Below are 25,205 nucleotides of genomic sequence, written 5' to 3'. Positions count from 1 at the left end.
GGTACCGTACGGGCATGGCGAATCCACGGTCAAGGACCCGGCCCGCGCACACCGCCGGGGTGACCCTCCAGCAGGTGGCCCGGCAGGCGGGCGTCTCGCTGGCCACGGCCTCGCGGGTGCTGCACGGCAGCGGCGCGCGCACGGTCGGGGAGGAGCTGCGCCGCCGGGTCGAGGCAGCGGCCGAGGAGCTGCGCTACGTATCCAACGCGCCCGCGCAGGCGCTGGCCCGCGCCACCAGCAACGTCGTCGGCCTGATCGTCCACGACGTCGCCGACCCGTACTTCGGCGCGATCGCCGCGGGTGCGATGCGGGCCGCGCGGGAGCAGCGGCTGATGGTGATGATCGCGGCGACCTTCCGCGAGCCCGGCCTGGAGCTGGAGTACCTGCGCAGCCTGCGCGCGCAGCGCGCCCGCGCGGTGATCCTCGCGGGCAGCGGCACCACCGACACGGAGGCGACGGAGCGATTGGCCGAGGAGATCGCGGGCTTCGAGGCGGACGGCGGCCGCGTCGTCTGCATCGGCGACCGCGGCCCCGACCTGGACACGGTCGCGATGGCCAACCGCAGCGGCGGTGGGCAGGCCGTACGCGGCCTGTGGGAGCTCGGGCACCGGCGCATCGGGGTGGTCGCCGGACCGTCCGAGCTGCTGACCGTGCGCCACCGCCTCGACGGCGCGCGCCGCGCGCTGCGCGGCCTCGGCGCGCCGGCCGCGCCCGACGCGGTGGAGACCGGCGACTTCACCCGCGAGGGCGGCCGCGCCGCGGCGGTCCGCCTGCTGCGCGCCCGACCGGACCTGACGGCGGTGCTGGTCCTCAACGACGTGATGGCCGCGGGCGCCCTGGCGGGTCTCCGCGACGACCTCGGCCTCGCGGTCCCGGACCGCGTCTCCGTCGTCGGCTTCGACGACGTCCCCTTCGCGGCGGATCTCCGCCCGGCGCTCACCACCGTCCGCCTCCCGCTGGAAGCGGCGGGCGAGGAGGCGGTCCGCCTCCTCCTCGACCCTTCCGGCGACGAGCCCCGCCGCGTCGACCTCCCGGCCGAACTGGTGCTGCGCGGCAGCACGGCACCCGCTGCCGGATAACGCTTTCCGCCCCCGCGGCCCCGCCGCGCGCCCGAGGGTGATGCTGCGGGGGCCCGTGGATGCCGCCAGTGGTGACCCGCGGGAACTCCTGGCCGACACGGGGGGAGGTGACGGCGACGCCCCCGCTCCGCCGCGAGGACGGAGGTGCGGCCGCGGCTCCTGCTCCGGCGAACCGTTCGCCCGCCTGGGCCGGCCGCCTGAGCGGAGGTCAGACCAGACGGTCCGCCAGCCCGGCGGCGTCGAACGCGGCCACGATCTCGTCCCGGCCCTCGGTGAAGTGCGCCCAGCTGTCGTGGTGGACGGTGACGACCCGGCGCGCGTCGAGAAGTCGTGCGGCCTCCGCCGCCTGCGCGCTGTCGAGCACCAGCGGAGCGCCGTCGAAGAGGACCGGGATCCGCGGCGCGCCCGCGAACAGCACCGCCGTGTCCACCGGTGCGAACCGGGCGGCGATCTCGCCGACCGCCTCCAGCGAGGCGTTGTCGCCGCTGACGTAGACGGTCGGCAGCCCCTCGCCGGTCAGCACGAAGCCAGTGACCTGCCCGGTGAACGGCTCGACCTCCTCACGCTTGCCGGGGCCGTGGATCGCCGGCACGCCGGTCACGGTGACGGTGCCGCCGTCGGGGCGGTCGACGGTGACCTGCTCCCAGTCGCCCAGGCCCTTCGCCGTCCCGCCGAGACGCCGGGCGCCGCCGGTGGTGGTGAGGGTCAGCGCGACGTCGGCAAGCAGGTCGCGGCCGCTGCGATCGAGGTTGTCGGCGTGCTCGTCGTGGGAGAGCAGGACCACGTCGATCCGCCCGAGCTCGGCCGGTTGGGCCGCGGCGGGCGCGGTCTTGGTCAGCAGCGGCCGGCCGGGGTTCTGGTAGTCGCCGGGCCCGTCGAAGGTCGGGTCGGTCAGGAAGCGCAGGCCGCCGTACTCGAAGGCCGCCGTCGGGCCGCCGAGGACGCGCACGGGGAGCTGCTGGTCGGCGTTGTGGGAAGAAGCCATGGGACACCACTCTCATGGATGGTTGCGATGTATCCGTGAGATGGATCGTAGGCAGGTTCTCACGGATGGCGCAAGCGGTACCATGAGAAGCATGCTGGAGATCGTCACTGCGGACGCCGCGCCCGAGCCCGCGCCGGGCGCCGACGCCTACCCGGCGCTCGACTTCGCCAACAGCGCCGTCGACCTGCCCGGCGGCCACGTCATCGACCTCCTCGGCACGCCCGAGAGCGCGAACGAGTGGCTCACCGCGCACGGGCTCGCACCCGCCGACGCCGGCATCAGGGAGCTGTGCGCCGCCCAACTGCGGTCGCTGCGCGAGCAGATCAGGACGCTGCTCGCCGCCCGCGTGGACGACGTGCCGGCCCTGCCCACGGCTCTGGCGGCCATTAACGACGCGCTGCTGCGCACCCCCGCCGTCGCGCTGCTGCACTGGGACCGGAGCTCCGGGCCGTACCGGGCCGCCCCCCATCCGACCACGCAGATCCTGGAGCACGCCCTCGCGGCCCTCGCCGACAACGCCGCCGAGCTCCTGACCGGCCCGGATGCCGAGCGGCTCACCGCCTGCGGCTCCCCGCCCTGCACGCGCTTCCTGCTGCGCCACGGCCGCCGCCAGTGGTGCTCCACCCGCTGCGGCGACCGCGCCCGTGCGGCCCGCGCCTACGCCCGCCGCACGCAGCAGGCCTGACCGCCCGACCGCCTTTCGGCGCCGCCGCCGGGACGTTCGGCCCGAGCGGGTCAGGGCGGCGGACTCTGCTGGCACACCCCCTCGCCGAGGGACTGTGAAAGTCCCATAAGTGCCCACGGGCTTCGTGCGAGGAGAGTGCCGTGTCACCGACCAGAGAGGCCGGCCCACTGCGGCTGGTGGCCGTCACCGCGTGCCCTGCGGGTATCGCGCATACCTACATGGCCGCGGAGAAGCTCCAGCAGGAAGCCGAGGCGCAGGGCCACACCGTCAAGGTGGAGACCCAGGGATCGATCGGCGCGGAGAACGTGCTGACCGACGCCGACATCGCCGCCGCGGACGCGGTGATCATCGCGGCCGACAAGGAGGTCGACCGCAGCCGGTTCGCCGGAAAGCCGATCGTCTCGGTCGGCGTCGGTGACGCGATCCGGCGCCCGGTGGAGCTCTTCGAGCTGGCACGTACGGCGGTGCCGCAGGCGGGTGGCGGGAGCGCAGCGTGGTCTACAAGGCGCTGATGAACGGCGTCTCGTACATGATCCCGTTCGTGGTCGTCGGTGGGCTGCTGTCCGTCGGCTGACGGACTCTCACCGGCGAGCCGGACGACCCCTCAGACCGAGGGGTCGTCCAGCACCACGCCACGGCGGGCGAAGAAGCGGTACAGGTCCGGCCACGGCACCCGGGCGTAGTGCTGGGTGCCGGGGAAGCCGGAGGGATTGTTGACGTACAGGGCCTCGTCGTCGTGGTCGACGGCCAGCACCAGATGCCCACCCCGCGCGGCCGGTGCCGGGTCGAGGGTGCGGACGGACGGGTGCACCGACAGCATCGGCAGCCGTCCGGCGTCGAGGTGCTCGCGCACCCGCGCCGGCTCCAGTGCCCTCTCGACGGTGGCCGCCAGGCCCCAGCGCTCGCGCACGTAGGCGGCGAAGGGCGCGTAGATGAGGCCCTGGACCTGTTCCCCGTCGACCACGTACGCCCCGGCCGCGACGCACTCGTGGGCGAGCGCGACCGTTCCGGGCGCCTCGCCGCGCCAGTGGACCAGCGCCATCCGCAGGCAGGCCATGCCGCACACGCGCCGGCACCACCAGGCGTACTCCTCGGGCGAGGCCGCCCCGGACTCCGCCCAGGCCGGATCGTCCTCGGGGGCGAGCGTGCGCGCGATCAGCTGCGGGACGAGGCCGGGGGAGCCGAACTGGGAGACGTAGGGCACGGTGCGCGCGGGAGTGATCGTCACGGGTCGAGTCTGCCGTACGGCCGCCGCGGGACGCGGATGGTCGCGAAGTTGACTATCCTCCCGGCATGGCACTGCGCAACGCGATCATGGCGACCCTGCTCGAGGGCGAGGCGTCCGGGTACGACCTCGCCAAGGGCTTCGACGCCTCGGTCGCGAACTTCTGGGCGGCCACCCCGCAGCAGCTCTACCGCGAGCTCGACCGGATGGAGGCCGACGGCCTGGTCCGGGCCCGCGTCGTCGAGCAGGAGCGGCGCCCCAACAAGCGCCTCTTCTCGCTGACCGAGACCGGCCGGGCCGAGCTGCGCGCCTTCACCGCGCGGTTGCCGCGGCCCGGCGCGATCCGCGACGAACTGCTGGTCCAGGTGCAGGCGGTGGACGCCGGCGACGCCGCCGCGGTGTGCGCCGCGCTGGAGGAGCGCCGGGCGGTGGCGCAGGCCAAGGTCGCCCGCTACGAGCGGTTGCGAGCTCGCCTGCTGGACGGGCGCTTCGAGGAGGAGTACCTCGCCGCCGCCGAGCGGGTCGGCCCCTATCTCACCCTGATGCGCGGCCTCTCCTTCGAGCGCGAGAACCTGCGCTGGTGCGAGCAGACCCTGGCCGTCCTCGCCCGGCGCTGACGGTCAGCCCAGCGCCTTCAGCGCCTCGGCCTCGATCTGCGGGAACTGCGCGCCCATCGCCGCCGCCAGCGCCTGTGCGCCCGACAGCGGTCGGACCATCACGGTGAACTCGTCGATCAGGCCGTCCTCGTCGAAGTGCAGGAAGTCGCAGCCGTGCACCTCGCGTCCGTCCACGGTGGCCTTGAAGACGAACGCGTGGTCCCGTGCGTCCGGCGCGCCGATCTCGCGGACGTAGCGGAAGTCCTCGAAGACCCGCATGACGCCGCGCAGGATCGCGGCCGTGATGGCCTTGCCCGGGTAGGGCTTGAACGCGACGGGGCTGGTGAAGACCACGTCCTCGGCCAGCAGGGCCTCCAGGGCGGCGGTGTCCCGTGCCTCGACGGCAGCGCGGAAGGGGTGCATGGTCGGCTCCCTGGTCAACAAATTGAATAGTTCCACTGAGCCTAGCCAGCTGGGCTGCGGCCTGTCGAGGGTGGAATCTGCACGAGGCATTGACCGGTCGGGGGTGGACTCCTACATTCCTCCATACCGACCGGTAGGTGTGTCCTATTTCCATTCATGGCGACTCGAAATTCAGAATCGAGGAGGGCCCTGCATGAGCGTGTCCGTGTCCGCGCAGCCCGAGACCGCACCGAATCCCCTCGCCAGGCTCTGGCGAAGAGAACTCCCGCACTACCCCGACACGGCGCGCCGTTATCTCTATCTGGGCATCGTGGTCGTCACCACCGTGGTGCTCTACTACGAGCTCTACGTGCAGTACGCGGTGGCGACCTCGATCATCCAGCACTACCGGATGACCTTCCGCGACTTCGTCTGGATCAGCGTCATCGGCAACGCCGTGGGCGCCTTCGCCTCGCTGGTGGCCGGGCTGGCGGACCGGTGGGGGCGGGCCAACCTGGTGGTCTACGGGCTGCTGGTGGCCGCGCTGCTGCTGGTCGCAGGGCTGCCGGCGGCGCCGAACCAGACCGCGTACCTGATCCTCTTCGCCGCCGTCAGCTTCGTCGAGGGCATCGTGCTGGTGGCCACGCCCGCGCTGATCCGGGACTTCTCCCCGCAGTTGGGCCGGGCGACGGCCATGGGGTACTGGACCATGGGCCCGGTCATCGGCAGCCTCGTGGTCACCAGCGTCACCAGCGCCACGCTCAACTCCGCGAGCTGGCAGGACGAACTGCGCTACGCCGGCTACGCGGGCCTGCTCGTCTTCGTCCTGGCGCTGTTCGGGCTGCGCGAGCTGTCGCCGCGGCTGCGGGACCAGATCATGGTGAGCCTGCGCGACCGCGCACTGGTCGAGGCGCGCGCGGCGGGCATCGACCCGGAGAGCCAACTGAAGGGCCACTGGCGGCAGATGATGCGGCTGGACGTGGTCGGCTCGGCCTTCGCGATCAGCGTTTTCCTGCTCTTCTACTTCGCCGCGGTCGGCAACTTCGTCGTCTACTTCGCGACCACCTTCGGCTACACCGAGCAACGCGCCAACGCGCTGGCCAACTGGTACTGGGCGCCGAACGCCGTCGCCCTGGTCGTCGTCGGGCTTCTCTCGGACCGGCTGCGGGTGCGCAAGCCGTTCATGATCGTGGGCGCGCTCGGCACCATGGCCGCGACCGCCGTCTTCGCCACCCGCGCGACCCAACCCACCACCGGCTACTACACCTTCGCCGCGCTGTGCGCCGCCGTCGGCGTGCTCAGCGGCGTCGCCTACGCGCCGTGGATGGCGAGCTTCACCGAGACGGTGGAGAAGCGCAACCCCGCCGCGACGGCGACGGGCCTGGCGGTGTGGGGCTGGATCATCCGGATCGTGGTCGCGGTCTCCGCGGCCTTCGTGCCGGTCGTGGTCACCGCGGTGACGCCGCTGGTGGAGCACGGCACCCAGGTGGCGACCGCCCAGGCCGAGGCGGGTCCGGCGCTCGCCATCGTCCAGGCCCACCCGAAGCTCTTCGCCGAGCTCGCCAAGTACCCGCCGAACGCCATCCCGCCCACGCTGCTGGCCGAGGCCTCCCAGGAGGTCGGTCCGGCCGGTCTGCAGGCGGTGGCGAAGGCTCAGCCGCAGCTGACGGTCCTGCAGACCTACGGCACCCAGGTGCAGCAGGCCGCCAAGGACGGGCCGGGGCAGTGGCAGACCTGGTGGTGGATCTGCTTCGCCGGCCAGGCGCTCTTCATCCCCTTCGTCTTCGCCATGACCGGCCGCTGGAGCCCGCGCCGTGCCCGTGAGGACGCCGAGACGCACCAGGCGGCCGTGGAACGGGAGTTGGCCGCGCTGAGCGAGTAGCCGCACCACACGTCGTCCCCGCCCGCCGTCCCGCCCGCCGAACCTCGGCGGGCGGGACGCTCACGCGGCGGCCGGGGGTTCGGCCGCGTCGAAGTTCTCCGGGAAGTGGCAGGCGACCGCGTGGCCGGTGCGCAGCTCGCGGATCGGCGGCTCCACCTCGCGGCAGATGTCCTGCGCCTTCCAGCAGCGGGTGTGGAACCGGCAGGCGGGCGGCGGCTTGACCGGGGAGGGGACGTCGCCGGTGAGCAGGATGCGTTCGCGCTGCTCCTTGCGCGTGGGGTCGGGCACGGGGACGGCGGACATCAGCGCCACGGTGTAGGGGTGCAGCGGTGCCCGGTAGAGGGAGTCGCGGTCGCCGAGCTCCACGATCTTGCCGAGGTACATCACCGCCACGCGGTCGGAGACGTGCCGGACCACGGAGAGGTCGTGGGCGATGATCACGTAGGTCAGCCCCAGTTCGTCCTGGAGGTCGTCGAGCAGGTTGACCACCTGGGCCTGGATCGACACGTCCAGCGCCGAGACCGGTTCGTCGGCGACGATCAGCTTGGGCCGAAGTGCGAGCGCGCGGGCGATGCCGATCCGCTGGCGCTGGCCGCCGGAGAACTCGTGCGGGTAGCGGTTGTAGTGCTCCGGGCTGAGCCCGCACAGCTCCAGCAGCTCCTGGACGGACTTCTTGACGCCCTGATCGGTCTTGACCCCCTGCAGTTTCAGCGGCGCGCCGACGATCGTGCCGACGGTGTGCCGGGGGTTCAGCGAGGAGTACGGGTCCTGGAAGATCATCTGGATGTCGCGCCGCAGCGGACGCATCGCGCCGGTGCCCAGATGGGTGATGTCGCGGCCCTCGAAGCGGATCCGGCCGTCGGTCGGCTCCAGCAACCGGACCAGCAGCCGGCCCGTCGTGGTCTTGCCGCAGCCGGACTCGCCGACCACGCCCAGCGTCTCGCCCGCGCGGACGGAGAAGTCCACGCCGTCGACCGCGCGCACCGCGCCGACCTGGCGTTGCAGCAGGCCCTTGCGGATCGGGAAGTGCTTGACCAGGGCGTCGACCTGAAGCAGCGCCTCGCCGTCGGTGGTCGCCATCGGGTCACCTCCTGTGGGATCCTGACGTGGGATCAGAGCCCGGGTGCGATCTCCTCGGTGAAGATGCGCCGCCGCTCCTCGGGGGTGAGGTGGCAGGCGACGGAGTGACCGGGGGAGTCGGTCGGGACGAGCGAGGGGACCTCGGTCTCCGAGCGCCCGTCGGTCAGCTGGGCGTAACGGCAGCGCGGGTGGAACGGGCAGCCGGGCGGGACCCGGATCAGGCTCGGCGGATTGCCCTCGATGGGCAGCAGCCGCTCCTTGCGCTCGCGGTTGATGCGCGGCATCGAGGCGAGCAGGCCCCAGGTATAGGGGTGCTGCGGGTGGGTGAAGACGTCCTCGGCCGGGCCGTTCTCCATGCAGCGGCCCGCGTACATCACCAGGATGTCGTCGGCGATCTCGGCGACCACGCCCAGGTCGTGGGTGATGATGACGACCGCCGAGCCGGTCTCGCGCTGCAGGTCCCGGATCAGGTCGAGGATCTGCGCCTGCACGGTGACGTCCAGGGCGGTCGTCGGCTCGTCCGCGATCAGCAGGTCCGGGTCGTTGACCAGTGCCATGGCGATCATCGCGCGCTGGCGCATGCCGCCGGAGAACTGGTGCGGGTAGTCGTCCACGCGCCGGTCCGGCTGCGGGATGCCGACGCGGGTGAGCATCTCGACCGCGCGCGCCCGTGCCTCCTTGCGGTGCGCGTCGGGGTGGTGGACCCGGTAGGCCTCCATGATCTGCTGCCCGACGGAGTAGAACGGGTGCATGGCGGTGAGCGGGTCCTGGAAGATCATCGCCATCTTGCGGCCGCGCAGCTGCCGCACCCGCTCCGGGTCGGCGGCGACCAACTCCTCGCCGTCCAGCCACACCTCGCCCGACACCCGCGCCCGCGCGGAGCGGTGCAGGCCCATGATGCCGAGCGAGGTGACCGACTTGCCGGAGCCGGACTCGCCCACGATCCCGAGCGTGCGCCCCCGGTCCAGCCGGAAGCTCAGCCCGTCCACCGCGCGCACCAGCCCGTCGTCGGTGGCGAAGTGGATCCGCAGGTCCCGCACGCTGAGGAACGCGGAGTCGGGCGGTCCCTCGGCGGTCACCGTTGTTCCGGAACGCCCGTGCAGGTGGTTCGGGCCCAAGGGGAGATGCTTCATCGGTACCTGACCCTCGGGTCGACCGCGACGTAGAGGACGTCCACGACGAGGTTGGCGACGACGATGAAGAACGCGGCCAGCGTCGTCACCGCCATGATCTTCGGCAGGTCGTTGTCGGTGATCGCCTCCACTGCGTACTGGCCGACCCCGGGCAGCGAGAAGGCGGTCTCGGTGAGCACCGCGCCGCCGAGCAGCAGGCCGAGGTCCAGGCCGAAGATGGTGATGATCGGGGTGAGCGCCGACCGCAGCCCGTGACGGATCACCACCTGACGCTCCGGCAGGCCCTTGGCGCGGGCGGTGCGGATGTAGTCCTCACTCATCGTCTCCAGCATCCCGGCGCGGGTCAGCCGCGCGTACAGCGCCGAGTAGAGGAAGGCCAGGGTGATCCACGGCAGCACCAGGTTCTTCGCCCACAGCACCGGGTTCTGCGTGATCGGCACGTACTGCAGGTTGGGGAAGACCGGCCACTTGTAGCTGAACAGCGCCAGCGACAGCAGCGCGGTGAAGAAGATCGGCAGCGAGACCCCGGCCAGCGCCAGGCCCATGGAGAACCGGTCGAAGACCGAGCCGCGCTTGAGCGCCGACAGCACGCCGATGGCCACGCCGGTGATCACCCAGATCACCGCCGCGCCCGCCGCCAGCGAGATGGTCACCGGCAGCCGGGAGGTGATCTCCGGCCAGACCGGGAGGTGGCTCTTGAACGAGTAGCCGAAGCACGGCACATGGCAGACCGAGGCGTCCGGACCGTAGCGGAAGGTGCGTCCGGCCACGATGCCGTGCGCGAACTCCCACCACTGTTGGTAGAGCGGCTGGTCGAAGCCGAGGTTCTTCTGCACGGCGGCGAGCGCGTCCGGGCTGGGGTCACGGCCCACGTACTGGGCGGCGAGCTGCGTGCTGGTCTCGCCGGCCAGTCGGGGCACCAGGAAGAAGATGGCAAAGGTGATCATGGTCACGACGATCAGCAGGATGATCGCCGCGATCACGCGTCGGACGATGTACGCGGTCACCGCACAGCCCCGTCAGAGCTACTTGGTGGAGCCGACGTTGAGGTAGTCGTACATGCCGTAGGCCTCGGTGACGTACACGTTGGTGGCGGCGGCCGGCCGGTACAGCAGGTCCTTGCGGTACAGCAGCGGCACGATCGCCGCCTGCTGCATGGCGGCCTTGTCGATGCTGCCCCAGGCCGCGGTCCGGGCCGCGTCGTTGGTGTTCTGGATGGCGGAGGAGAGCATCGAGTTGATGTTCGGGTCGTTCAGCTCCGAGAGGTTGGAGTTGCCGGAGGCCTTGATGGTGGCGCCGTCCAGGATCTGCTCCAGGAAGCCGTAGCCGGTCGGCCAGTCGGCGGCCCAGGCCATCATCATCAGGCCCAGGTCGTGCGCGTGGACGAAGGCGGGGGCGCCGGCGTTGTCGGTGAAGTACTTGCCCGACGGGTACTGCTGGATGGAGACGTTGATGCCGACCTTCTTCAGCGAGGCCTGGACGGCCTGCGCCATGGCGATCTCGTTCGGCCGGTCGGCACGGGCCGACAGGTTGGTGGTGAAGCCGTTCGGCATCCCGCACATGGACAGCTGCTGCTTGGCCGCCGCGAGGCCCTGCGGGCTGTCGGCGCCCGCGTCGCCCGGCGTCGCGTAGAGGTTGTACGGCGTGTAGCCGCTCACCGTCGGCGGCAGCACGGTGGAGGCGATGTCGCCGTGGACGTCGCCGCCGGTCGCGGTCTGCACCGAGGTCTTGTCGATCGCGTACTCGACCGCCATGCGGCAGTGGAGGTTGTTCAACGGCGCGACGTTCGTCGACATCGCCACGTAGGCGAGCGCGCCGGACTGGGCGTCGTCGATGTGGCCCTTCTGGCTCGCGTTGGACAGCGCCGTGGCCTGGGTGGAGGCGGCGATGCCGGCGCCGGCCATGTCGAGCGTGGTGTTGCCCGCGATCAGGTTCTGGTCGACGGTGGTCTGCGCGACGTTGAAGTCGATCGTGATCTTGTCGGGGTACTGCTTGCGCAGCGGGTCGCTGGCGGCGCTCCAGTTGGGGTTCTTCACCAGCGAGGCGCCCTTGCCGTCGGTGTAGCTGCTGAACATGTAGGAGCCCGACGAGACGATGTTGTTCACGTACGAGGCGCCGGTGTCCTTGGCGGCCGGAACGGGAGCCGTCTGCGGGTTGCTGACCAGGTAGTCGAAGTCCGCGAACGGCTGCTTGAGGTGGAACACGATGGTGGTCGCGTCAGGGGTCTGGATCGAGTTCAGCCCGCCGGTCTTGTCCTTGTACGGGCCCTGGTACGGCGTGGAGTTGTCGACCAGGTACTGGTGGAAGTAGGTCGGCCCGTTGGACAGCACGTCCGGCGCGTAGTTGCTGCGCTCGATCGCGTACTTGATGTCGGCGGTGGTGATCGGCGTGCCGTCGGAGAACTTCAGGCCCGGACGGATGTGGTACGTCCAGGTCCTGCCGCCGTCGCTCGACGTGCCGAGGCCGGTGGCCAGGTCCGGCACCAGCTTGAGCCCGGCCGTGCCGGGGGCGGTGCTGAAGGTGGTCAGCGCCCGCGCGTACAGGCGGGAGAAGTCCCACATGAACGCGTAGTAGGTGTTGCCGGGGTCCATCGAGTCGGGGGTGCTGGACAACTGGTAGGCGACGGTTCCGCCGGTGTGCGTCGAGGGGTTGACCACGCCGGCGATGCCCGCGTTGTACGCCGCCGACGAAGTGCCGGCCGTCCCGCCCTTGCCGCTGGAGCTGCAGGAGGTCACGGCGAGCACGACCGCGGCTGCTGCCGCCGCCAGGACGGCTGTCCTGGAGCTTCGGATGGTCCTCATGGTGATGACTCCTTCTTCTCCCTCTCCCTCTCAGTTGCTCCTCGGGTCCAGCGCGTCGCGCAGACCGTCGCCGAGGAGGTTGAAGGCAAGGACGGTGATGAAGATGGCCAGGCCCGGGACGACCATGAACCACGGGTCGGCCTGGTAGAGACTGATCGACTGGTTGAGCATGCCGCCCCAGGAGGCCTGCGGCGGCTGGATGCCGACGCCGAGGAAGCTGAGCCCCGCCTCGAAGAGGATGTTGGTGGGGATCAGCAGCGTCGAGTAGACGATGATCGGCGCGACGAGGTTCGGCAGCAGCTCCTTGAACAGGACGTACGGCCCCCGCGCGCCCATCGACCGGGCGGCGTCGACGAACTCGCGCTCGCGCAGCGAGAGCGTCTGACCGCGGATGATGCGGCCCATGTAGGGCCAGGCGAAGAACCCGATGACGAAGATCAGCACACTGATGTGGAGCGTCAGCCCGTGCAGTCCGAAGGCGCCGCCCTGGAGTGAGGCGGAGAGCGCGATGGCGAACAGCAGCAGCGGGAAGGCCAGGAAGATGTCCATCAGCCTGCTGATCACGGTGTCCACCCAGCCGCCGTAGTACCCGGCCATGACGCCGAGCACGGTGCCGATGGTGACGGCCAGCAGGGTCGCTCCGAAGGCGACGGCGAGCGAGACCCACGACCCCTCGATGATCCGGGCCAGCAGGTCACGCCCGTACTGCGGCTCGACCCCGAGCGGGTGCGCCCAGCTGACCCCGCCGAACGAGCCCTTGGGCTTGAGCAGCACCGGGTCGATCAACTCCTGGTGGAAGGCGTTCGGGTCGAGCCCGAAGACCGCCTCCACCGGTTTGGCCAGCACCGCCAGCAGGACCAGGCCGACGACCACCACGCCGCCCGCCATCGCGACCCGGTCGCGCTTGAACCGCATCCAGGCGATCTGCCCGAGTGAGCGGCCCTCGATCGTCTTCTCGCCCACGCCGGCCAGCACGGATTCCGGCTGCGCCTCGGCGGCGGAGCCGGTCACGTCGAGCGGGGAGGTCATCTGCTGCACCCCGGGCCGACGGGGACATACTCGGCGGTCCGAGGCGATTATAGGGCGATTTATGGCATATGCATATGGTATGTACCGGAGGCATATCAGCCGGAGCGGCTAGCGGGCACGGACCTCCGCCGTGTAGGCGTCCTGGTCGGCCTGCAGCTCGGCCCGGGTGGCCGACAGCACGCGGACCTCGGCGCCGGCCCGGGCGGCCAGGGCGCCCAGGATGCGGGAGACGCGGAGGTCACCCATGTAGCCGCGCAGCTCGTCCGGGGCGACCCAGGCCGCGTCGCGGATCTCCTCCGGCTGCAGGCGCAGCGCCGGGTGCGGCAGCGGGACGGTGCCGAGGTCGAAGTAGAACTGGACGCCCGGCATGTTCGGCAGGTCGCTGCCGTCGCCCGTGGCCCAGGCGACCTGGAGCAGCCGCCCTGCCGTCAGCCGCACCCCCGTCTCCTCCGCGAGCTCGCGCTCCGCGGCCCGCTCCGGCGTCTCGTCCGGGTCGATCACCCCGCCCGGACAGCCCCAGGGCTCCCGGTTGTAGCTGTGCACCAGCAGGACCCGGCCCTCCGGGTCGGTCACGAGCGCGGACACCGCGGGGAAGGCGCGGGCGACGCGGGTCAGGTAGGCGGGGACCTCGGCGGATCCGGGGTGTGACGATCCGGGCTGTGACACCGTCAGGCTCCTTGCGTGGTTCGGTGATCGCCTGGCTCGGAAACCCGGCTGCCCCTGGAACCTATCCGCCGTAGCGGCGCTCGCGGGCGGCGAAACTGCGGACCGCCCGCAGGAAGTCGACCTGACGGAAGGCCGGCCAGTAGGCGTCGCAGAAGTAGAGCTCCGAGTACGCGCTCTGCCAGAGCAGGAAGTTGGACAGCCGCTGCTCGCCGTTGGTGCGGATGACCAGGTCCGGGTCGGGTTGGTCGGCGGTGTAGAGGTGGCGGGACAGCGCCTACGGGGTGAGCGCGTCGGCGACCTCGGCCAGGGAGCGGCCCGCGGCGTCCTGTTCGTGCAGCAGCTCCCGCATCGCGTCGACCCGGCGGCGGAGAGCTCGCGCGCCTACACCCGGCACGTCGTGGAGCGGATCATCCGCAACGGCGTGATCGGCCGTCGGCTCGCCCGGCGCGCCGGTGAGGCGGGGCTCACGGTGCGGGCCGTCGTGCCCGTCACGGCCGTGCTGCGCGACGCGGCCGAGGCCGACCGGATCCTCGGCTTCCAGCGCAACGCCGAACGCGCGGTGGAGGCAGGCTACTTGACTGCCGCAGCCGCTCAGGCGTGGCTGGACGGCCTGGCCGAGGGGCCGTTCCTGGCCTCCGTCACGGTGTACGTCGTCGCCGCCACGCGAGGCTGAGCCGCGCCGCCGTCCGGCCAGCCTCAGCGGTGGGCGCGCTCCGGTGTGATACGTAGACCACGAGGGCTGAACGGGTGCATCACCGAGGCGAAGGGGTCGTCATCACCATGACGCAGGACGCGGCGGGACTGCTGGCACGGGTGCGGGAGGAACTGACGCCGGGTGCCCACGACAACCGGCTGATCGGACGGATCGCCGACGGCAGTGCGCCGCTGCGCGTCCTCGGCGAACTCGCCGCGCAGCAGCGGCGCATCATCACGAGCGACCGCCGCAGCTTCCTCGCCCTCGCCACCCGCTGCGCGGACGCGCCCGGCGGCGGGTACTTCGCCGAGCTGGCCGCGGGGGAGAGCGAGGCGCTCGGCCTGCTCACCCCCTTCGCCGCCGCCTGCGGGCTGAGCGACGCGGCGCTGCGCGCCCGCCCGCCGCTCCCCGGCTGCCAGGCCTACCCCGCGTACCTCGCCTGGCTCGCCCTCAACGGCGACCCGGTCGGCGTCGTGCTCGCCCTCACCGCCAACTTCGCCGCCTGGGGCGCCTACTGCGGCGCCACCGCGCAGGCCCTGCGCGACCACTACGGATTCGCTGCCGAAGCCTGTGCCTTCTTCGACTTCTTCGCCACCCCCGATCCGGACGCCGACGCCCGCGCGGTGGCGGTCGTGGAGCAGTGGCAGGCGCACGCCGGTGGCGGCGCGGCGGGCGCGATGGACGTCCTCGAGTACGGGCGGATGCTGCAGGGCTACGAGCTGATGTTCTGGAACACCCTGGCCGACCTGGTGGAGTGAGCTCTGGCTCGGCCCGCTGGTGCTCAGTTGCGGTCGGCCTCGCGCAGCGCCGCCGCGACCAGTCCGCCACGCAGCCTGGACGGCGCCGGTGCTGCCCGAACTCTCCCGAAAACAGGGCGCGGTGGGGTGATCGCGTCAGTAGCATGAGCGCGTCTCGTGCCTGACCGATCGGAGCTGCGCCTGCCATGGCCGACACTTTCGTCCGTCCCGAACCGCCGTACTACGCCGTCATCATCACCACCCGCCTCAGCGACGACACCGACGGCTACGCAGAGATGGACCGCCGCATGGGCGAACTCGGCCGCGCCCAGCCGGGTTACCTCGGCCGCGAGTCGATGACCAACGACAAGGGCGAGGACCTGGTCGTGCTGTACTACAGCGACGCCGAGTCGGTCGCGGCCTGGAAGGCCCACCCCGAGCACCTGGAGGCCCAGCGCCTGGGCCGGGAGCGGTGGTACGACGCCTACACCGTCGAGGTGGCCCGGGTGGAGCGCGGCTACTCCTTCCGACGCGACTGAGGGACACACGATATGAGCGCGCGACAGAATCCCGTCACCAGCGATGTCCTGATGACGTTCGACGAGGTGCGGGACCGGCTGCTCGCCCGGCTGGAGGGCATGTCCGACGCCGAGTACCTCTGGGAGCCTGTCGCGGACTGCCTCACCGTCCGGGTCGGCCCGGACGGTGCGGCCCACGCCGACGAGCGCCCGCACGGGACGTCCGGGCAGGCGCCGTTCGCCACGATCGCCTGGCGCGCCTGGCACATCGGCTCCGACTGCCTGCGCGGCTACGCCCGCCTCTTCGGCGAGCCGCCGATTCCGCCCGCCGCCCGCCAGCTGTGGCCCGCCACGGCGAAGGCCGGCGTCGCCGCCCTGGCCGAGGACATCGCCGCTTTCCGCGCCCGCGTGGCCGCCCTCGGCGACACCCGCCTCCTCGCCCCGATGGGCCCGCCGGCCGCCCCCTACGACGCCGACTCGTTCCTGGCTCTCGCCACCCACGCCATCGACGAGACCGCCCACCACGGCGCGGAAATCGCCCTTCTCCGCGACCTCCACGCCCACGGCCTCGGCGGCAGCTAGGGCCTTCGGCCCGTCCCGTGGCTTCCCCCGCCTGCGGTTCAGGTCCCAGCGCTCGGGCGCCTCGGGCGCACGCGGGGGAGCCTCCCGGCCACAGGCCGGGCGCTCCGCGTCATCGCCCTGCTTCTGCGAGGAGCGCGTCGACCAGGCGACGTGAGTGCTCGAGCCCCGCGATCGACTCGTCCAGGCGCCTGCGCTGCCGGGACTACCTTCCCGGAGCACGTCGCCGGCCGTCGACCGCTGAATCGTCGGGGCATGCCTCCAGGGCAGCGAATCCACCGACCACGCAATCGGACGCGCCCGCGGTGGACTGATCGCCAGGATCCCCCTGGCAGCGGACAGCCGCTGCCGCCCCCCTGTGCCGCTACCTCACCCCCGGTCACGCAGGAAACGCTCCTGGTTCCGACCACGTGACGGCGGCCATTCGTGTCGCGCACCGGATCGGCCTCCCGGCTCAGGATGCGTTCTGGCGTCACCCCACGCAGTGTTGATCCATGCAGATCCTCACGTGGATTGAACAGGGTCTGGTCCCAGCCGCGGGCGGCCCTGTTCGTTGGCGAGTCCTCCACGCGGCCGACGGTCCTCAGTGGACGCTCTGCGAGAAGACCACCAGTGGGCTGCGGGCGGTCCCCTCTGCCGTTGCGGCATGGCCTCCGACGCTCCGGAAAAACGACAGCCTCTGTCCCACGTGCGAGGCCCGGGCCCGGGAGCCGTTGGCCTACTACTGAGGGCGGCGGGGCGGCGAGCCGGCCCGGCACCGCGGGAATGGGCGGAGCAGGACGGATTCGAGGGGTAGTCGGTCACGGACCGCAGTCGACCTGTAGCGTGATCGCTGTACTTCGCTGTCCGCCGTACCGCTTCACCTGTTGCTGCTGTTCGAGGACGCGACCCATCCACGGGTCGGCAGATGGTGCCGGCCCTCGTCCCGAACGGGAGAACGTCATGGCTCAGGGCACTGTGAAGTGGTTCAACTCGGAGAAGGGCTTCGGCTTCATCGAGCAGGCCGGCGGCGGCCCGGACGTCTTCGCGCACTACTCCGCGATCACCGGCAACGGCTACCGCGAGCTCGTCGAGGGTGAGACCGTCTCCTTCGACGTCGAGCAGGGCCCCAAGGGCCCCCAGGCCGCGAACATCGTCCGCGGCTGACCACAGCACACGCAAGGCCCCGGCCGCCCGCCACGGGCGCCGGGGCCTTCGCTGTGTTCAGAAGTCCGCCAGCAGGCCGGAGGCCAGGGTGTCGTGGGGGCCGGTGACGCCCGGGAGGGCGAAGAAGTAGCCGCCGCCCGTGGGGGAGATGTAGTCGACGAGGGGCTCGCCCGCGAGGCGGGACTGGACGGTGGCGAACTGGCGGGAGACGTCCTGCTGGTAGCAGCAGAAGATCAGGCCGAGGTCGAGGTTGCCGTCGGTGTCCAGCCCGCGCTCGTAGTTGTAGCCGCGGCGCAGGATCTGCTGGGCGGCGGTCGCGCCGGTGCGGGGGTTGGCCAGTCGGATGTGGGCGTTCATCGGGACATACAGGCCCTGCGGGTCCGCCGCGTACGCGGGGGTGTCCGTCTCGGCGGAGCGGTCCAGGGGCGCGCCGGAGTCGCGGCGGCGGCCGATCATGCGTTCCTGTTCGTCGAGCGAGACCCGGTCCCAGAACTCCACCAGCATCCGGATGATGCGGATCACCTGGTAGGAGCCGCCCTCCGTCCAGGCCGGCTCGGCGCCGGAGCCGCCGTGGCCCGCGTGGGTCCACACCAGCGCGTCTGTGACGGCCGGGTCGGTGGTGTCGGGGTTGGCGATGCCGTCCTTGAAGCCGAGGTGGTTGCGCGGGGCGCCGCTCGGGCGCGGCGCCGCGTGGGTGCCGTCGATCTTCCAGCGAGCCTGGATCGCGCCCCGGGTGTGCCTGGTGATGTCGCGCAGCGCGTGGGTGACGGTGTCGCGCGAGTCCGCGCACAGCTGGAGCGAGATATCGCCGTGCAGCTCCGCCGAGTGGGCCATGTCGTCGTCGGGGAAGACCGGCATGGCGGTCAGCCGGGCCGGGCGGCGCGCGCCGAGGCCGAAGCGCTGGTCGTCGAAGAGCGACGCGCCGACGCCGACGGTGACGGTGAGCCCGTCGGCCGGCAGGACCGGGCCGAGCGTGCCGCTGTCGGTGGGCGCGGAGGCCAGATCGGTGGCCGGGACGGCGCCGCCGGCGGTGAGCCGGCGGACCCGGTCGGTCAGCACGGCGAACAGCTCCCGCAAGGCGGCGCGGTCGGGGGCGACGACGTCGAAGGAGACGAAGCTCGCGGCCGCCTGCGGCGGGGTCAGGATGCCGGCCTGGTGCGGACCCTCGAACGGGATCACCCGGCCCGAGCCGGAGGCGGGTGGGGCGTCGGGCGCGTCTGCCCGGGCGGCATCCGCGGCGGTGGCACCCAGGGCCGCCGCGCCGACCACGCCTGCCGTCGCGCCCTGCAGGAAGCCCCGGCGGCCGAGCACGGGCTGACGATCGCTCATGGTCATGCGGCGTTCCTCGCGGCGAGCAGGTTCGGGATCCGGGCCAGCTGTTCCAGCAGCCCGCCGAGCGTGCCGTCGAGGCGCTCGCGCGTGGCCCGGTCGAGCGAGGCGGCGGCCGGCCAGGGGCCGGCGGCGGGGTGCGTCGCGGCAAGTTGGCCGCGCAGCGCGGTGAGGCCCGCGTCCACGCCGGCCACCAGCCCGGGGTCGCGCTCCCGCAGCAGCGGCGCCAGCAGCGAGAGCACCTCCTGGGTGCCCTGGACGTTGGCGTCCAGCGTGGCGAGCGTGGTGCCCGAGCCCTGGTCCTCCTGGCCGGTCAGCTGGAACTGCAGCCCGTTCTCCAGGATCTCGTGCGCGCGCAGCGGCAGGTCCTCGGAGTCGGTGTCCTCGCTCGGGAAGTCGGCGATCAGCCCGGTCACGTCGGCGACGAGCTTCTGCGTCAGCGAGCGCAGCCGTGCGGCGGGAGCGCCGTGCCACAGGCCGTGTTCGACGGCGAGGAAGCCGGTCCAGCCGGGATCGTCGACGCCTCCCTGCAGACCGTCGGGGCGGCCGTCGATCGCGTCGTCGAAGTCGCCGAAGGAGTTGTACGCCGCGCCGAGCCGCTCGTAGGCGAGGTGCGCGGGCAGCCAGTCGTTCCGCGCGGCGCTCAGGTCGCCGCGGGCGACGTCGCCGTCGAGGGTCCGCACCGCGCTCTGCAGCCCCGGCAGCGCGGCCTGGACCCAGGCCCGGTAGGCGAGTACGGGCTGCTCCAGGTCCGTGCTCGTCATGGGCCGGTAGCCGGGCTCGGTGTCGGGCGCGGTCCCGGTGACGACGAGGCCGGGCGAGACGACGACGGGCCCGTCGGAGAAGACGCAGCGCAGGGCGTATCGGCCGGCGGCCAGCGAGCCGGTCAGCGGCAGCGAGTGCCGCGGGCCCAGCCAGCGGATCTCCGCGTAGGCGCGGGCGCCGGTGGGGTCGGTCAGATAGACCGTCACGAAGGTCGGTGCGGCGTCGGTCACCTCGAAGGCGACCGGCCCGGCGGGCAGCCGGGCCGGCGGCGCGCCGCAGGCGTGCTTGTCGACCGATACGGCGAGCGCGGCTCCGGCCGCGGCCGGGGAGCCGCCCGACGCGAACGCGAAGCCGAGGGCGCCGCCCGCCACCGCCAGGGCGAGCGCCCCGGCGAGCAGCGGACGGCGGAACCGGGGGCGAGCGGACAAGGACTCAGCCCCAGATGTCGGTGATCGGCGCGGCGGTGGCGGCGTTGCCGGTCTTGGCCAGACCGTTGAGCTGCTCCAGCGTGGACAGCACGTTGTAGTGGTTGATCTTCTCGCTGTACTGGCCGGTGACGACGTTCGCGCCGGAGAAGACGGTGGCGATCTGGTTGCTCTCGGTGGAGTCGTCCTCGTCCCAGGTGACCACCAGCAGGCTGTTGTTGGCCTTGGCCCAGGTCGCGTAGGCGGACAGGTTGTTCTTCAGCCAGGTGTCGCCCTGGGCGACGGTGCCGTCGTGCATGTCGTCGTTGAGGTTCGGGATGACGAACGACAGCTTCGGCAGGCTCGCGTAGTTCGAGCTGGACGGGAAGGAGCTGAACGGCACCGAGTCGGAGCCGGGCACGTTGCTGAAGTTGACCCACGGGGCGTGCTTGCGCGCGTACGCGCCGGAGGTGCAGACCGTCGAGCCGACGCTGGGCAGGCCCTCGGAGTAGCCCGTGAACGTGTCGCCCGCGGCGAGCAGCTCCGAGCCGAGGTTGGCCGTGGTGCCCTCGCTGACCGGGCACTTGTCGGAGGTGAGCTTGAAGGTGCTGCCCGCGAAGAGCGCCATGTAGTTGGGCTCGCTCGGGTGCGTGACCGCGAACGACTGCGTCATGGACGCGCCGCCGGCGGCGAGGGAGTTGATGTAGGGGGCGGAGCTGCTGCCGATGATCTCCGAGTAGGAGTGGTTCTCCTCCATGACGACCACGATGTGCGAGTAGCTCGGCAGGGTCGCGGTCGCGGACTGGGCGTGCACGGTGCCGGCCTTGGGTGCGGAGACCTGCGCGCCGGCCTCCGGCGCGAGCGCGAGCGCGGCGACTCCGGCCGTCGCCGCGGTGACAGCGGCGGCGAGGGCGAGGCGGGACTTCGGACGCATGGGTTCACTCCGGGTGTCGAGGTGATCGTGCGTGGGCTGATGACCTGTCACCCGGCATGCTCGTCACACCAGATGCCACCTGCCTGACGCGTGCGCGTCAGGCAGGTGAACTGTTGCCTGCTACCGCCGCCCCGCTGTCAGAACGGGGGCTCGGCGGCCCCCAGGGTGACAAGGCCGCTGCCGTTCAGGGCCTCGGAGAGAGCGCGCGGGGCGCCGTGCATGTGGCAGTGGTCCCACTGGGCGCGGCGGATGAACTCCTCGGGGTGGCCGAGCGCCTGCAGGACGTCCCAGTGCAGTGCCTGGGCCCAGACGTAGCCGGGTTCGCCGTCCACGTCCTTGTCGATCTCTTCGACGGGGGTGTCCGCGAGGGCGGAGGCGAGGCGGTGGTGGTCGACCGGCCCGGCGGTGAAGTCCAGGAAAGCCGAGGGGTCGGCGCCGACGGGCGCGTCCGGGGCGTCATCGTCGTCGCGTCCGGGCCAGGAGTCGTAGCGGTGGGACCGGGCGCCGGCTCGCCAGACCTCCAACTCCAGCCGGTCGCCGTCGTACTGGAACGCCGCCAGTACCGGCACGTCGAGGCGTGCGCTCAGCGGACCGGCAAGGGAGAGGACGCCGTTGTCGGCGACGAAGCGGTCCGGATGGAGCAGACAGAACCCCGGCCCGGCCGGGAGCGCGTAGCCCGCCGCGCAGATCTCGCGCAGGGCGGGGACCGCCCGGTGGAGCGGAAGGGGGATCAGCATGGTGCCGTAGGTGGACAAACGGCCTCACCTCTCAGGGTCGTCGGAGTGTCGTGACCCTAGGCGAGGCCGGACCGCAGCGCCAGCGAGTATCGCGCCGGTGCTACGCCGCGTGGTGGGGGCGGGCGAGGCCGCGGCGGCGGAGGCCCCGGAGTGAGCGGCGGGGTTCGGTCGCCTGCTGGGGGGCCTCGGGGCGCAGGATCGTCGTCCGGGCGACGTTGCAGGGCGTCGCGACCGGCGCCGGTCGCTGCGCGCCGTGGGCCTGGAGCGCGACGCTGACCAGCGTCAGCAGCAGGTCGATGTCGGTGTCGCACTCGACCAGCACCGTCACCCAGCCCGAGTCGGGGTGGAGCCGGACCGCCGTGGACTCGCGCAGACGCTCGTCGAGGCGGGCGATCGCGGGGGCCGTGAGCTGGACGTCGGTCTGTGCCCCGGGGTGGAAGTGGACGATCTCATGACCGTTCGACGACAGCGAAGAGCCAGCCCCACAAGAGGATTGACCGATCGTCAGATCGGCCCAGCCGACGAGTTGTTCCCTGGCGCGTTCCGCAGCCGACATATGAACATCCTTGCGCCCGCTGTGAGCAGTATTGGTTTGAGCCTACTGCACAAGGCGCGCGCATGGAGGCCTTGTGAGCGGACGGTTTCCCGCCGGTGTCCGGCACGGGACGGGCGCGAGGCTGTCGGCCACCCTGAGCAGGGATGTTGTGGGCAGGCCCGCGTCCGACAGCAGTGCGAGGCTGAGCGGAGTGCCGTCCCCGGTCCGCTCCTGCCAGGCGAGGCCGTTCGGGCCGACGCGGGCGAGCCGGCCTTGGGCGGTGACCAGCGGCGGATCCGCGGGCCAGCCGTCGGGCCAGTGCCGCCCGTACTCCTCCACGAGCCACAGCGAGCCGGGTCCGCCCGGCCCGTCGTGGACGAAGAGCGTGGACACCGCCGGATCCCACTGCGTGGACGCGCCACCCACGGCGCCGCTCGCCTCGTCACCCGGCGCATAGCCTGGCGCGTCGTAGGCGAGGCGGTAGCCGGGCGGGAGCGCGGACGGCCGCAGCAGGTCCGCGCCGCGGAAGACGGTCACCGGCGCGCCGCCGTCCGCGTCGACGAGCCTGCGGGCGGCGAGCGGGGCGGCGAGTCCCACCGACCAGACCAGCAGCTGCGGACCGCCGACGCAGCGTCCGCTGTGCGGGACCATACGGAAGTCCAGGGCCACCACCGAGTCGTCCTCGCGGGCGCGCAGCACGCCGGAGCCCAGGCACTGGCCGGTCTCGGTGATGCTGACCCGGCGGCCGTCCGCGGAGACCAGCACCGGGCCGACGGGCGTGGCGACCGTCCCGTCGGCCGAAGCGGCGCGGGCGGCCAGGAGGCCGCCGACAGCGCTGAGGGTCAGGGCGAGCAGCGCACCAGCGACGAGACGGCGGCTCATCGGACGGATCCCGCCTCTCGGGCCAGGAGGTCGCAGGCCGCGGAGGGCCCGTCCGGCCAGACGGCCAACGTCAGCTCGTACCCGTGCTGCTGCCACCGCAGGCTCGCGCGGCCTGCCCCGGTCTCCTCGCAGACGGCCGAGGACCCGTTCACCGTGAGGTGCGCGGCTGAGGTCGGGGTGTCGGCCGGAGTGGGCGCCGCGCCGGGGCCCGAGGCCGGGCTCTGGTAGAAGGACCACTGCCGGCTGAGACCGGTGTACTGGTGCAGCAGGGTGAGGGTGCCGGCGCAGGGAACGGGCGGCGACGACGGCGGCATGAGGACGCAGGGTGTGGGACCACGCTCCTCCGTCAGCCACGGATCGTGCAGTTGCGGCACCTCTGGCCGTCGAGCTCGGCGAGCAGGTGTCCATGTCCGTCTGTCACCTTGCGAGAGCCCAGCGGCCGGTCGAGCGTTCTCGGGAACCCGATCGGCTGGGCGCAGGAGCCGACGGCCCGGGGAGCATCGGCGGCCTGGTGGACGTGGAACTGCACTGCGATGGTGGTGGCGGTCTGCTGGACGGACAACTGGAAGCTGATCGTGGAGAAGCACGAGTCCCCGCCGTCGCCCAACTCGGCGGGGCCGTGCGCGAAGAGCAGGGTGCGGCCGTCCGCGGAGACGAAGACCGGTCCGCGCGGATCCTCGGTCCAGTCCCTGCCGAGCTCGCGCACCGCGCAGGCGTAGGCCGTCAGGCCGACCACCGCGCACAGCACGGCGATCACGAGGACGTTCCGGACGGTGCGCGCGGAGACTCTCATGCGGCTCACGATCCCCGTCCGGCCGCACATCCATGGCACATGTGTCCGCAACGATATGACGGTGCGTCATGGATGTGACGGCTCCGGATCGCCGGGGACTCCGGGCAAAGGTGGCTCAGTTCGTCAGGGTCACTTTGTTGAGCCCGGCCGGCTGGTCAGGGTCGATGCCCAGGTGGCGGGCGGTGGCCAAGGCCAACTGCTGGCCGCGGACGGTGGCCGGGAGGCACTCGCCGAGGTGGCCCAGAGCCGGCCACGGCAGGTCGGCGTCCGGGGCGGTTCCGGCCAGCAGGACGGGTGCGCGGCGGGCGGCGAGCGCGGCGCGGACGTCGAGCGTGTCGGCGTCGGCCGGGCCGGAGCCGGCGAGCAGCAGGGCGGGGGCGTCCGGGCCGCAGACGGCGATCGGGCCGTGCCGGAAGTCCGCGGTGGAGAAGCCGTGCGCCATCAGCCCGGTGGTCTCCTGCAGCTTCAGCGCGCTCTCCAGCGCCGCCGGGTAGCAGGCGCCGCGGCCGACGACCGCGAGGCGGTCGTGGTCGGCCAGCCGCCTCGCCGCCCGGTCCGCGCTCTCGCCGTCGGCCAGCACCCGTGCCACCGCCTCGGGCAGCGCGGCCGCCTGGGCCTGGGTGAGGCCGCCCGGGGCCAGCCCGGCGGCGACCGCGAGCACGGCAAGCAGCTGACCGGTGACGGTCTTCGTCGCGGGGACAGCCGTCTCCGGGCCCGCCTCCAGGGCGATGGACAGGTGCGCCGCGCTCGCCAGCGCGGAGCCGCCGTCGTTGGTCACCCCGATCACCCGCGCGCCCGCGTCGGCGTAGCGGTGCGCGAGGTCGACGATCTCCGGGGTGCGGCCGGACTGCGAGAGGGCGACCAGCAGCCAGCCCCGGAAGCCCTCCGGCGGCCTGCCGTAGGCGGTGGCCACGCTCGGTGCGACCAGGCAGGTCGGCAGACCCGTCTGCACCTCGACGGCGTAGCGGCCCAGCAGGGCCGCGTGGTCGGAGGAGCCGCGGGCCAGAAAGGCGACGCCGAGCGGGGGAGCGCTGTCCAGCAACGCGGCGACCTGCGCGGTCAGTGTGGGCCAGCGGTCGGCCAGGGCGGCCAGCACCTCCGGCTGCTGGCGCATCTCGGCCTTCATCCGGGCGCCCGGCTCGGAGAGTTGGGTGGGCGTCATCGCAAGGCTCCCAGCGGTGCGGTGGGGCGCGGGCGGCAGCTGTCGCGGTCGCCGCGCGGGTGGAGGCTGTCGAGGGCGAGGGTGACCGCGCCGTGCAGTGAGGCGTCGCGCCGGAAGCGGGCGGATCGCAGCTCGGGCGGGAAGGGCGTGGCGCCCGCGAGCAGGCGCTCCAGGGTCGGCAGGATCACGTCCGCGGCGGCCATCATGCCGCCGCCCAGCACGATCCGGGCCGGGTCGGCGAACGCGGAGAGGTTGGCGAGCGTCATCGCGAGCACGGTGAGCGTGTGCTCGGCGAGGTCACGCGCGGCGGGGTCGGCGCTGCGGAACAGCTCGTCCGCGCTGAGCTCCCGGCCCAGCAGCTCGGCCGTCCGCTCGCCGAGGCCTTTGCCGCCGACGATCTCCTCCACCGCCTCCCCGCCGTCGGCGT

At 72.4% G+C, this 25,205-nt stretch carries 28 protein-coding genes and 2 pseudogenes; 10 read left to right on the top strand and 20 right to left on the bottom strand.

Translation table 11 applies throughout. The annotated features are described in order from the left end of the window. The first annotated feature begins 14 nt into the window (after positions 1-14). Positions 15-1,079: a LacI family DNA-binding transcriptional regulator gene (locus tag DN069_RS23845; protein ID WP_111504072.1), complete on the top strand. Its 1,065-nt coding sequence runs from the start codon at positions 15-17 to the stop codon at positions 1,077-1,079. Positions 1,080-1,287: 208 nt separating this feature from the next. Here the strand turns inward: DN069_RS23845 and DN069_RS23840 are convergent, their stop codons facing one another. Continuing rightward, entirely contained in the window at positions 1,288-2,064 is a 777-nt protein-coding gene (locus DN069_RS23840; RefSeq protein ID WP_111504070.1) for an MBL fold metallo-hydrolase, read from the bottom strand. 91 nt (positions 2,065-2,155) lie between these two features. On the opposite strand from DN069_RS23840, the gene DN069_RS23835 reads away from it, so the two are divergent. Further along, positions 2,156-2,749, top strand: a complete 594-nt coding sequence (locus DN069_RS23835) for a CGNR zinc finger domain-containing protein (protein WP_111504068.1) — start codon at positions 2,156-2,158, stop codon at positions 2,747-2,749. A gap of 218 nt (positions 2,750-2,967) precedes the next feature. Then, positions 2,968-3,311, top strand: a pseudogene (locus DN069_RS23830) (PTS fructose transporter subunit IIB); the annotation flags it as partial. A gap of 42 nt (positions 3,312-3,353) precedes the next feature. Here the strand turns inward: DN069_RS23830 and DN069_RS23825 are convergent. After that, complete coding sequence (locus DN069_RS23825; RefSeq protein ID WP_243639653.1) at positions 3,354-3,977, bottom strand: C39 family peptidase; 624 nt, start codon at positions 3,975-3,977, stop codon at positions 3,354-3,356. 65 nt (positions 3,978-4,042) lie between these two features. Here DN069_RS23825 and DN069_RS23820 point away from each other — a divergent pair, with 65 nt between their 5' ends. Then, positions 4,043-4,591, top strand: a complete 549-nt coding sequence (locus DN069_RS23820) for a PadR family transcriptional regulator (RefSeq protein WP_165845616.1) — start codon at positions 4,043-4,045, stop codon at positions 4,589-4,591. Between the two features lie 3 nt (positions 4,592-4,594). On the opposite strand, the gene DN069_RS23815 is transcribed toward DN069_RS23820, so the two are convergent. After that, the gene (locus tag DN069_RS23815) at positions 4,595-4,993 is read right to left on the bottom strand and encodes a nuclear transport factor 2 family protein (RefSeq protein WP_111504066.1); all 399 of its coding nucleotides are present in this window, start codon (positions 4,991-4,993) and stop codon (positions 4,595-4,597) included. Between the two features lie 193 nt (positions 4,994-5,186). On the opposite strand from DN069_RS23815, the gene DN069_RS23810 reads away from it, so the two are divergent. Continuing rightward, positions 5,187-6,854, top strand: coding sequence for an MFS transporter (locus DN069_RS23810; RefSeq protein WP_111504064.1), 1,668 nt, complete (start codon positions 5,187-5,189; stop codon positions 6,852-6,854). 60 nt (positions 6,855-6,914) lie between these two features. Here DN069_RS23810 and DN069_RS23805 read toward each other — a convergent pair whose 3' ends face one another. The 7 genes and pseudogenes from DN069_RS23805 to DN069_RS23775 all read right to left on the bottom strand — a co-directional run. Further along, positions 6,915-7,934, bottom strand: a complete 1,020-nt coding sequence (locus tag DN069_RS23805; RefSeq protein ID WP_111504062.1) for an ABC transporter ATP-binding protein — start codon at positions 7,932-7,934, stop codon at positions 6,915-6,917. A 32-nt stretch (positions 7,935-7,966) separates the two neighbouring features. Beyond that, positions 7,967-9,067: an ABC transporter ATP-binding protein gene (locus DN069_RS23800; protein ID WP_111504060.1), complete on the bottom strand. Its 1,101-nt coding sequence runs from the start codon at positions 9,065-9,067 to the stop codon at positions 7,967-7,969. Continuing rightward, complete coding sequence (locus DN069_RS23795; RefSeq protein WP_111504058.1) at positions 9,064-10,074, bottom strand: ABC transporter permease; 1,011 nt, start codon at positions 10,072-10,074, stop codon at positions 9,064-9,066. The genes DN069_RS23800 and DN069_RS23795 overlap by 4 nt, the downstream gene beginning before the upstream one ends. An 18-nt stretch (positions 10,075-10,092) precedes the next feature. Then, positions 10,093-11,868: an ABC transporter substrate-binding protein gene (locus DN069_RS23790; RefSeq protein WP_207892244.1), complete on the bottom strand. Its 1,776-nt coding sequence runs from the start codon at positions 11,866-11,868 to the stop codon at positions 10,093-10,095. Positions 11,869-11,898: 30 nt separating this feature from the next. After that, complete coding sequence (locus tag DN069_RS23785) at positions 11,899-12,897, bottom strand: ABC transporter permease (RefSeq protein WP_111504121.1); 999 nt, start codon at positions 12,895-12,897, stop codon at positions 11,899-11,901. Between the two features lie 108 nt (positions 12,898-13,005). Continuing rightward, positions 13,006-13,563, bottom strand: a complete 558-nt coding sequence (locus DN069_RS23780) for an NUDIX domain-containing protein (RefSeq protein WP_165845615.1) — start codon at positions 13,561-13,563, stop codon at positions 13,006-13,008. A gap of 61 nt (positions 13,564-13,624) precedes the next feature. Beyond that, a pseudogene (locus DN069_RS23775) lies at positions 13,625-13,831 on the bottom strand (undecaprenyl diphosphate synthase family protein); the annotation flags it as partial. Between DN069_RS23775 and DN069_RS23770 the strand changes: the two are divergent. The 5 genes from DN069_RS23770 (at position 13,823) to DN069_RS23750 (ending at position 17,237) form a co-directional block, all read left to right on the top strand. Continuing rightward, positions 13,823-14,236: a methyltransferase domain-containing protein gene (locus DN069_RS23770; RefSeq protein WP_165845613.1), complete on the top strand. Its 414-nt coding sequence runs from the start codon at positions 13,823-13,825 to the stop codon at positions 14,234-14,236. The pseudogene DN069_RS23775 and the gene DN069_RS23770 sit on opposite strands and share 9 nt — an antisense overlap. Before the next feature lie 107 nt (positions 14,237-14,343). Then, the gene (locus DN069_RS23765) at positions 14,344-15,015 is read left to right on the top strand and encodes a thiaminase II/PqqC family protein (protein ID WP_207892243.1); all 672 of its coding nucleotides are present in this window, start codon (positions 14,344-14,346) and stop codon (positions 15,013-15,015) included. Positions 15,016-15,200: 185 nt separating this feature from the next. Next, the gene (locus DN069_RS23760) at positions 15,201-15,533 is read left to right on the top strand and encodes an antibiotic biosynthesis monooxygenase family protein (RefSeq protein ID WP_111504052.1); all 333 of its coding nucleotides are present in this window, start codon (positions 15,201-15,203) and stop codon (positions 15,531-15,533) included. A 12-nt stretch (positions 15,534-15,545) separates the two neighbouring features. Then, positions 15,546-16,094, top strand: coding sequence for a DinB family protein (locus DN069_RS23755; protein WP_111504050.1), 549 nt, complete (start codon positions 15,546-15,548; stop codon positions 16,092-16,094). A 939-nt stretch (positions 16,095-17,033) separates the two neighbouring features. Further along, a complete protein-coding gene (locus DN069_RS23750; protein ID WP_042378964.1) occupies positions 17,034-17,237 on the top strand; it encodes a cold-shock protein in 204 nt (67 codons plus the stop codon). A 57-nt stretch (positions 17,238-17,294) separates the two neighbouring features. Here the strand turns inward: DN069_RS23750 and DN069_RS23745 are convergent, their stop codons facing one another. From DN069_RS23745 to DN069_RS23700, 10 genes are all read right to left on the bottom strand, one after another. Next, on the bottom strand, positions 17,295-18,572 hold the full coding sequence (locus tag DN069_RS23745; protein ID WP_243639652.1) for a Dyp-type peroxidase: 1,278 nt from the start codon (positions 18,570-18,572) through the stop codon (positions 17,295-17,297). Then, positions 18,569-19,759 (bottom strand): EfeM/EfeO family lipoprotein, encoded by a 1,191-nt coding sequence (locus tag DN069_RS23740; RefSeq protein ID WP_111504048.1) that lies wholly within the window; start codon positions 19,757-19,759, stop codon positions 18,569-18,571. The genes DN069_RS23745 and DN069_RS23740 overlap by 4 nt, the downstream gene beginning before the upstream one ends. A 4-nt stretch (positions 19,760-19,763) precedes the next feature. Further along, on the bottom strand, positions 19,764-20,669 hold the full coding sequence (locus tag DN069_RS23735; RefSeq protein ID WP_111504046.1) for an alkaline phosphatase family protein: 906 nt from the start codon (positions 20,667-20,669) through the stop codon (positions 19,764-19,766). Between the two features lie 137 nt (positions 20,670-20,806). Beyond that, positions 20,807-21,424, bottom strand: coding sequence for a hypothetical protein (locus tag DN069_RS23730; protein ID WP_111504044.1), 618 nt, complete (start codon positions 21,422-21,424; stop codon positions 20,807-20,809). Positions 21,425-21,506: 82 nt separating this feature from the next. Next, the gene (locus DN069_RS23725) at positions 21,507-21,962 is read right to left on the bottom strand and encodes a luciferase domain-containing protein (RefSeq protein WP_165845614.1); all 456 of its coding nucleotides are present in this window, start codon (positions 21,960-21,962) and stop codon (positions 21,507-21,509) included. A 42-nt stretch (positions 21,963-22,004) separates the two neighbouring features. Next, positions 22,005-22,823, bottom strand: a complete 819-nt coding sequence (locus DN069_RS23720; protein ID WP_111504042.1) for a hypothetical protein — start codon at positions 22,821-22,823, stop codon at positions 22,005-22,007. Next, positions 22,820-23,137 (bottom strand): hypothetical protein, encoded by a 318-nt coding sequence (locus DN069_RS23715; RefSeq protein WP_111504040.1) that lies wholly within the window; start codon positions 23,135-23,137, stop codon positions 22,820-22,822. Before DN069_RS23715 ends, DN069_RS23720 begins: the two co-directional genes overlap by 4 nt. Before the next feature lie 32 nt (positions 23,138-23,169). Then, complete coding sequence (locus tag DN069_RS23710; RefSeq protein WP_111504038.1) at positions 23,170-23,616, bottom strand: hypothetical protein; 447 nt, start codon at positions 23,614-23,616, stop codon at positions 23,170-23,172. 115 nt (positions 23,617-23,731) lie between these two features. Continuing rightward, a complete protein-coding gene (locus DN069_RS23705; RefSeq protein WP_207892242.1) occupies positions 23,732-24,778 on the bottom strand; it encodes an SIS domain-containing protein in 1,047 nt (348 codons plus the stop codon). Beyond that, the coding region (locus tag DN069_RS23700) for an ROK family protein (RefSeq protein WP_133260029.1) at positions 24,775-25,205 on the bottom strand (431 nt) is incomplete at its 5' end. The genes DN069_RS23700 and DN069_RS23705, both read right to left, overlap by 4 nt.

It is taken from the genome of Streptacidiphilus pinicola, assembly GCF_003258295.1.
Classification (GTDB): domain Bacteria; phylum Actinomycetota; class Actinomycetes; order Streptomycetales; family Streptomycetaceae; genus Streptacidiphilus; species Streptacidiphilus pinicola.
The sequence above is the reverse complement of the archived record's forward strand: the minus strand, read 5'-3'. Positions and strand labels throughout refer to the sequence as shown.

Excerpts from the sequence above, each read along its gene's own strand:
- DN069_RS23845 (WP_111504072.1), top strand. The coding sequence starts at position 15 with ATGGCGAATCCACGGTCAAGGACCCGGCCCGCGCACACCGCCGGGGTG.
- DN069_RS23840 (WP_111504070.1), bottom strand. The coding sequence starts at position 2,064 with ATGGCTTCTTCCCACAACGCCGACCAGCAGCTCCCCGTGCGCGTCCTC.
- DN069_RS23835 (WP_111504068.1), top strand. The coding sequence starts at position 2,156 with ATGCTGGAGATCGTCACTGCGGACGCCGCGCCCGAGCCCGCGCCGGGC.
- DN069_RS23820 (WP_165845616.1), top strand. The coding sequence starts at position 4,043 with ATGGCACTGCGCAACGCGATCATGGCGACCCTGCTCGAGGGCGAGGCG.
- DN069_RS23815 (WP_111504066.1), bottom strand. The coding sequence starts at position 4,993 with ATGCACCCCTTCCGCGCTGCCGTCGAGGCACGGGACACCGCCGCCCTG.
- DN069_RS23810 (WP_111504064.1), top strand. The coding sequence starts at position 5,187 with ATGAGCGTGTCCGTGTCCGCGCAGCCCGAGACCGCACCGAATCCCCTC.
- DN069_RS23805 (WP_111504062.1), bottom strand. The coding sequence starts at position 7,934 with ATGGCGACCACCGACGGCGAGGCGCTGCTTCAGGTCGACGCCCTGGTC.
- DN069_RS23800 (WP_111504060.1), bottom strand. The coding sequence starts at position 9,067 with ATGAAGCATCTCCCCTTGGGCCCGAACCACCTGCACGGGCGTTCCGGA.
- DN069_RS23790 (WP_207892244.1), bottom strand. The coding sequence starts at position 11,868 with ATGAGGACCATCCGAAGCTCCAGGACAGCCGTCCTGGCGGCGGCAGCA.
- DN069_RS23785 (WP_111504121.1), bottom strand. The coding sequence starts at position 12,897 with ATGACCTCCCCGCTCGACGTGACCGGCTCCGCCGCCGAGGCGCAGCCG.
- DN069_RS23765 (WP_207892243.1), top strand. The coding sequence starts at position 14,344 with ATGACGCAGGACGCGGCGGGACTGCTGGCACGGGTGCGGGAGGAACTG.
- DN069_RS23760 (WP_111504052.1), top strand. The coding sequence starts at position 15,201 with ATGGCCGACACTTTCGTCCGTCCCGAACCGCCGTACTACGCCGTCATC.
- DN069_RS23755 (WP_111504050.1), top strand. The coding sequence starts at position 15,546 with ATGAGCGCGCGACAGAATCCCGTCACCAGCGATGTCCTGATGACGTTC.
- DN069_RS23750 (WP_042378964.1), top strand. The coding sequence starts at position 17,034 with ATGGCTCAGGGCACTGTGAAGTGGTTCAACTCGGAGAAGGGCTTCGGC.
- DN069_RS23745 (WP_243639652.1), bottom strand. The coding sequence starts at position 18,572 with ATGACCATGAGCGATCGTCAGCCCGTGCTCGGCCGCCGGGGCTTCCTG.
- DN069_RS23735 (WP_111504046.1), bottom strand. The coding sequence starts at position 20,669 with ATGCGTCCGAAGTCCCGCCTCGCCCTCGCCGCCGCTGTCACCGCGGCG.
- DN069_RS23725 (WP_165845614.1), bottom strand. The coding sequence starts at position 21,962 with ATGTCGGCTGCGGAACGCGCCAGGGAACAACTCGTCGGCTGGGCCGAT.
- DN069_RS23720 (WP_111504042.1), bottom strand. The coding sequence starts at position 22,823 with ATGAGCCGCCGTCTCGTCGCTGGTGCGCTGCTCGCCCTGACCCTCAGC.
- DN069_RS23715 (WP_111504040.1), bottom strand. The coding sequence starts at position 23,137 with ATGCCGCCGTCGTCGCCGCCCGTTCCCTGCGCCGGCACCCTCACCCTG.
- DN069_RS23710 (WP_111504038.1), bottom strand. The coding sequence starts at position 23,616 with ATGAGAGTCTCCGCGCGCACCGTCCGGAACGTCCTCGTGATCGCCGTG.
- DN069_RS23705 (WP_207892242.1), bottom strand. The coding sequence starts at position 24,778 with ATGACGCCCACCCAACTCTCCGAGCCGGGCGCCCGGATGAAGGCCGAG.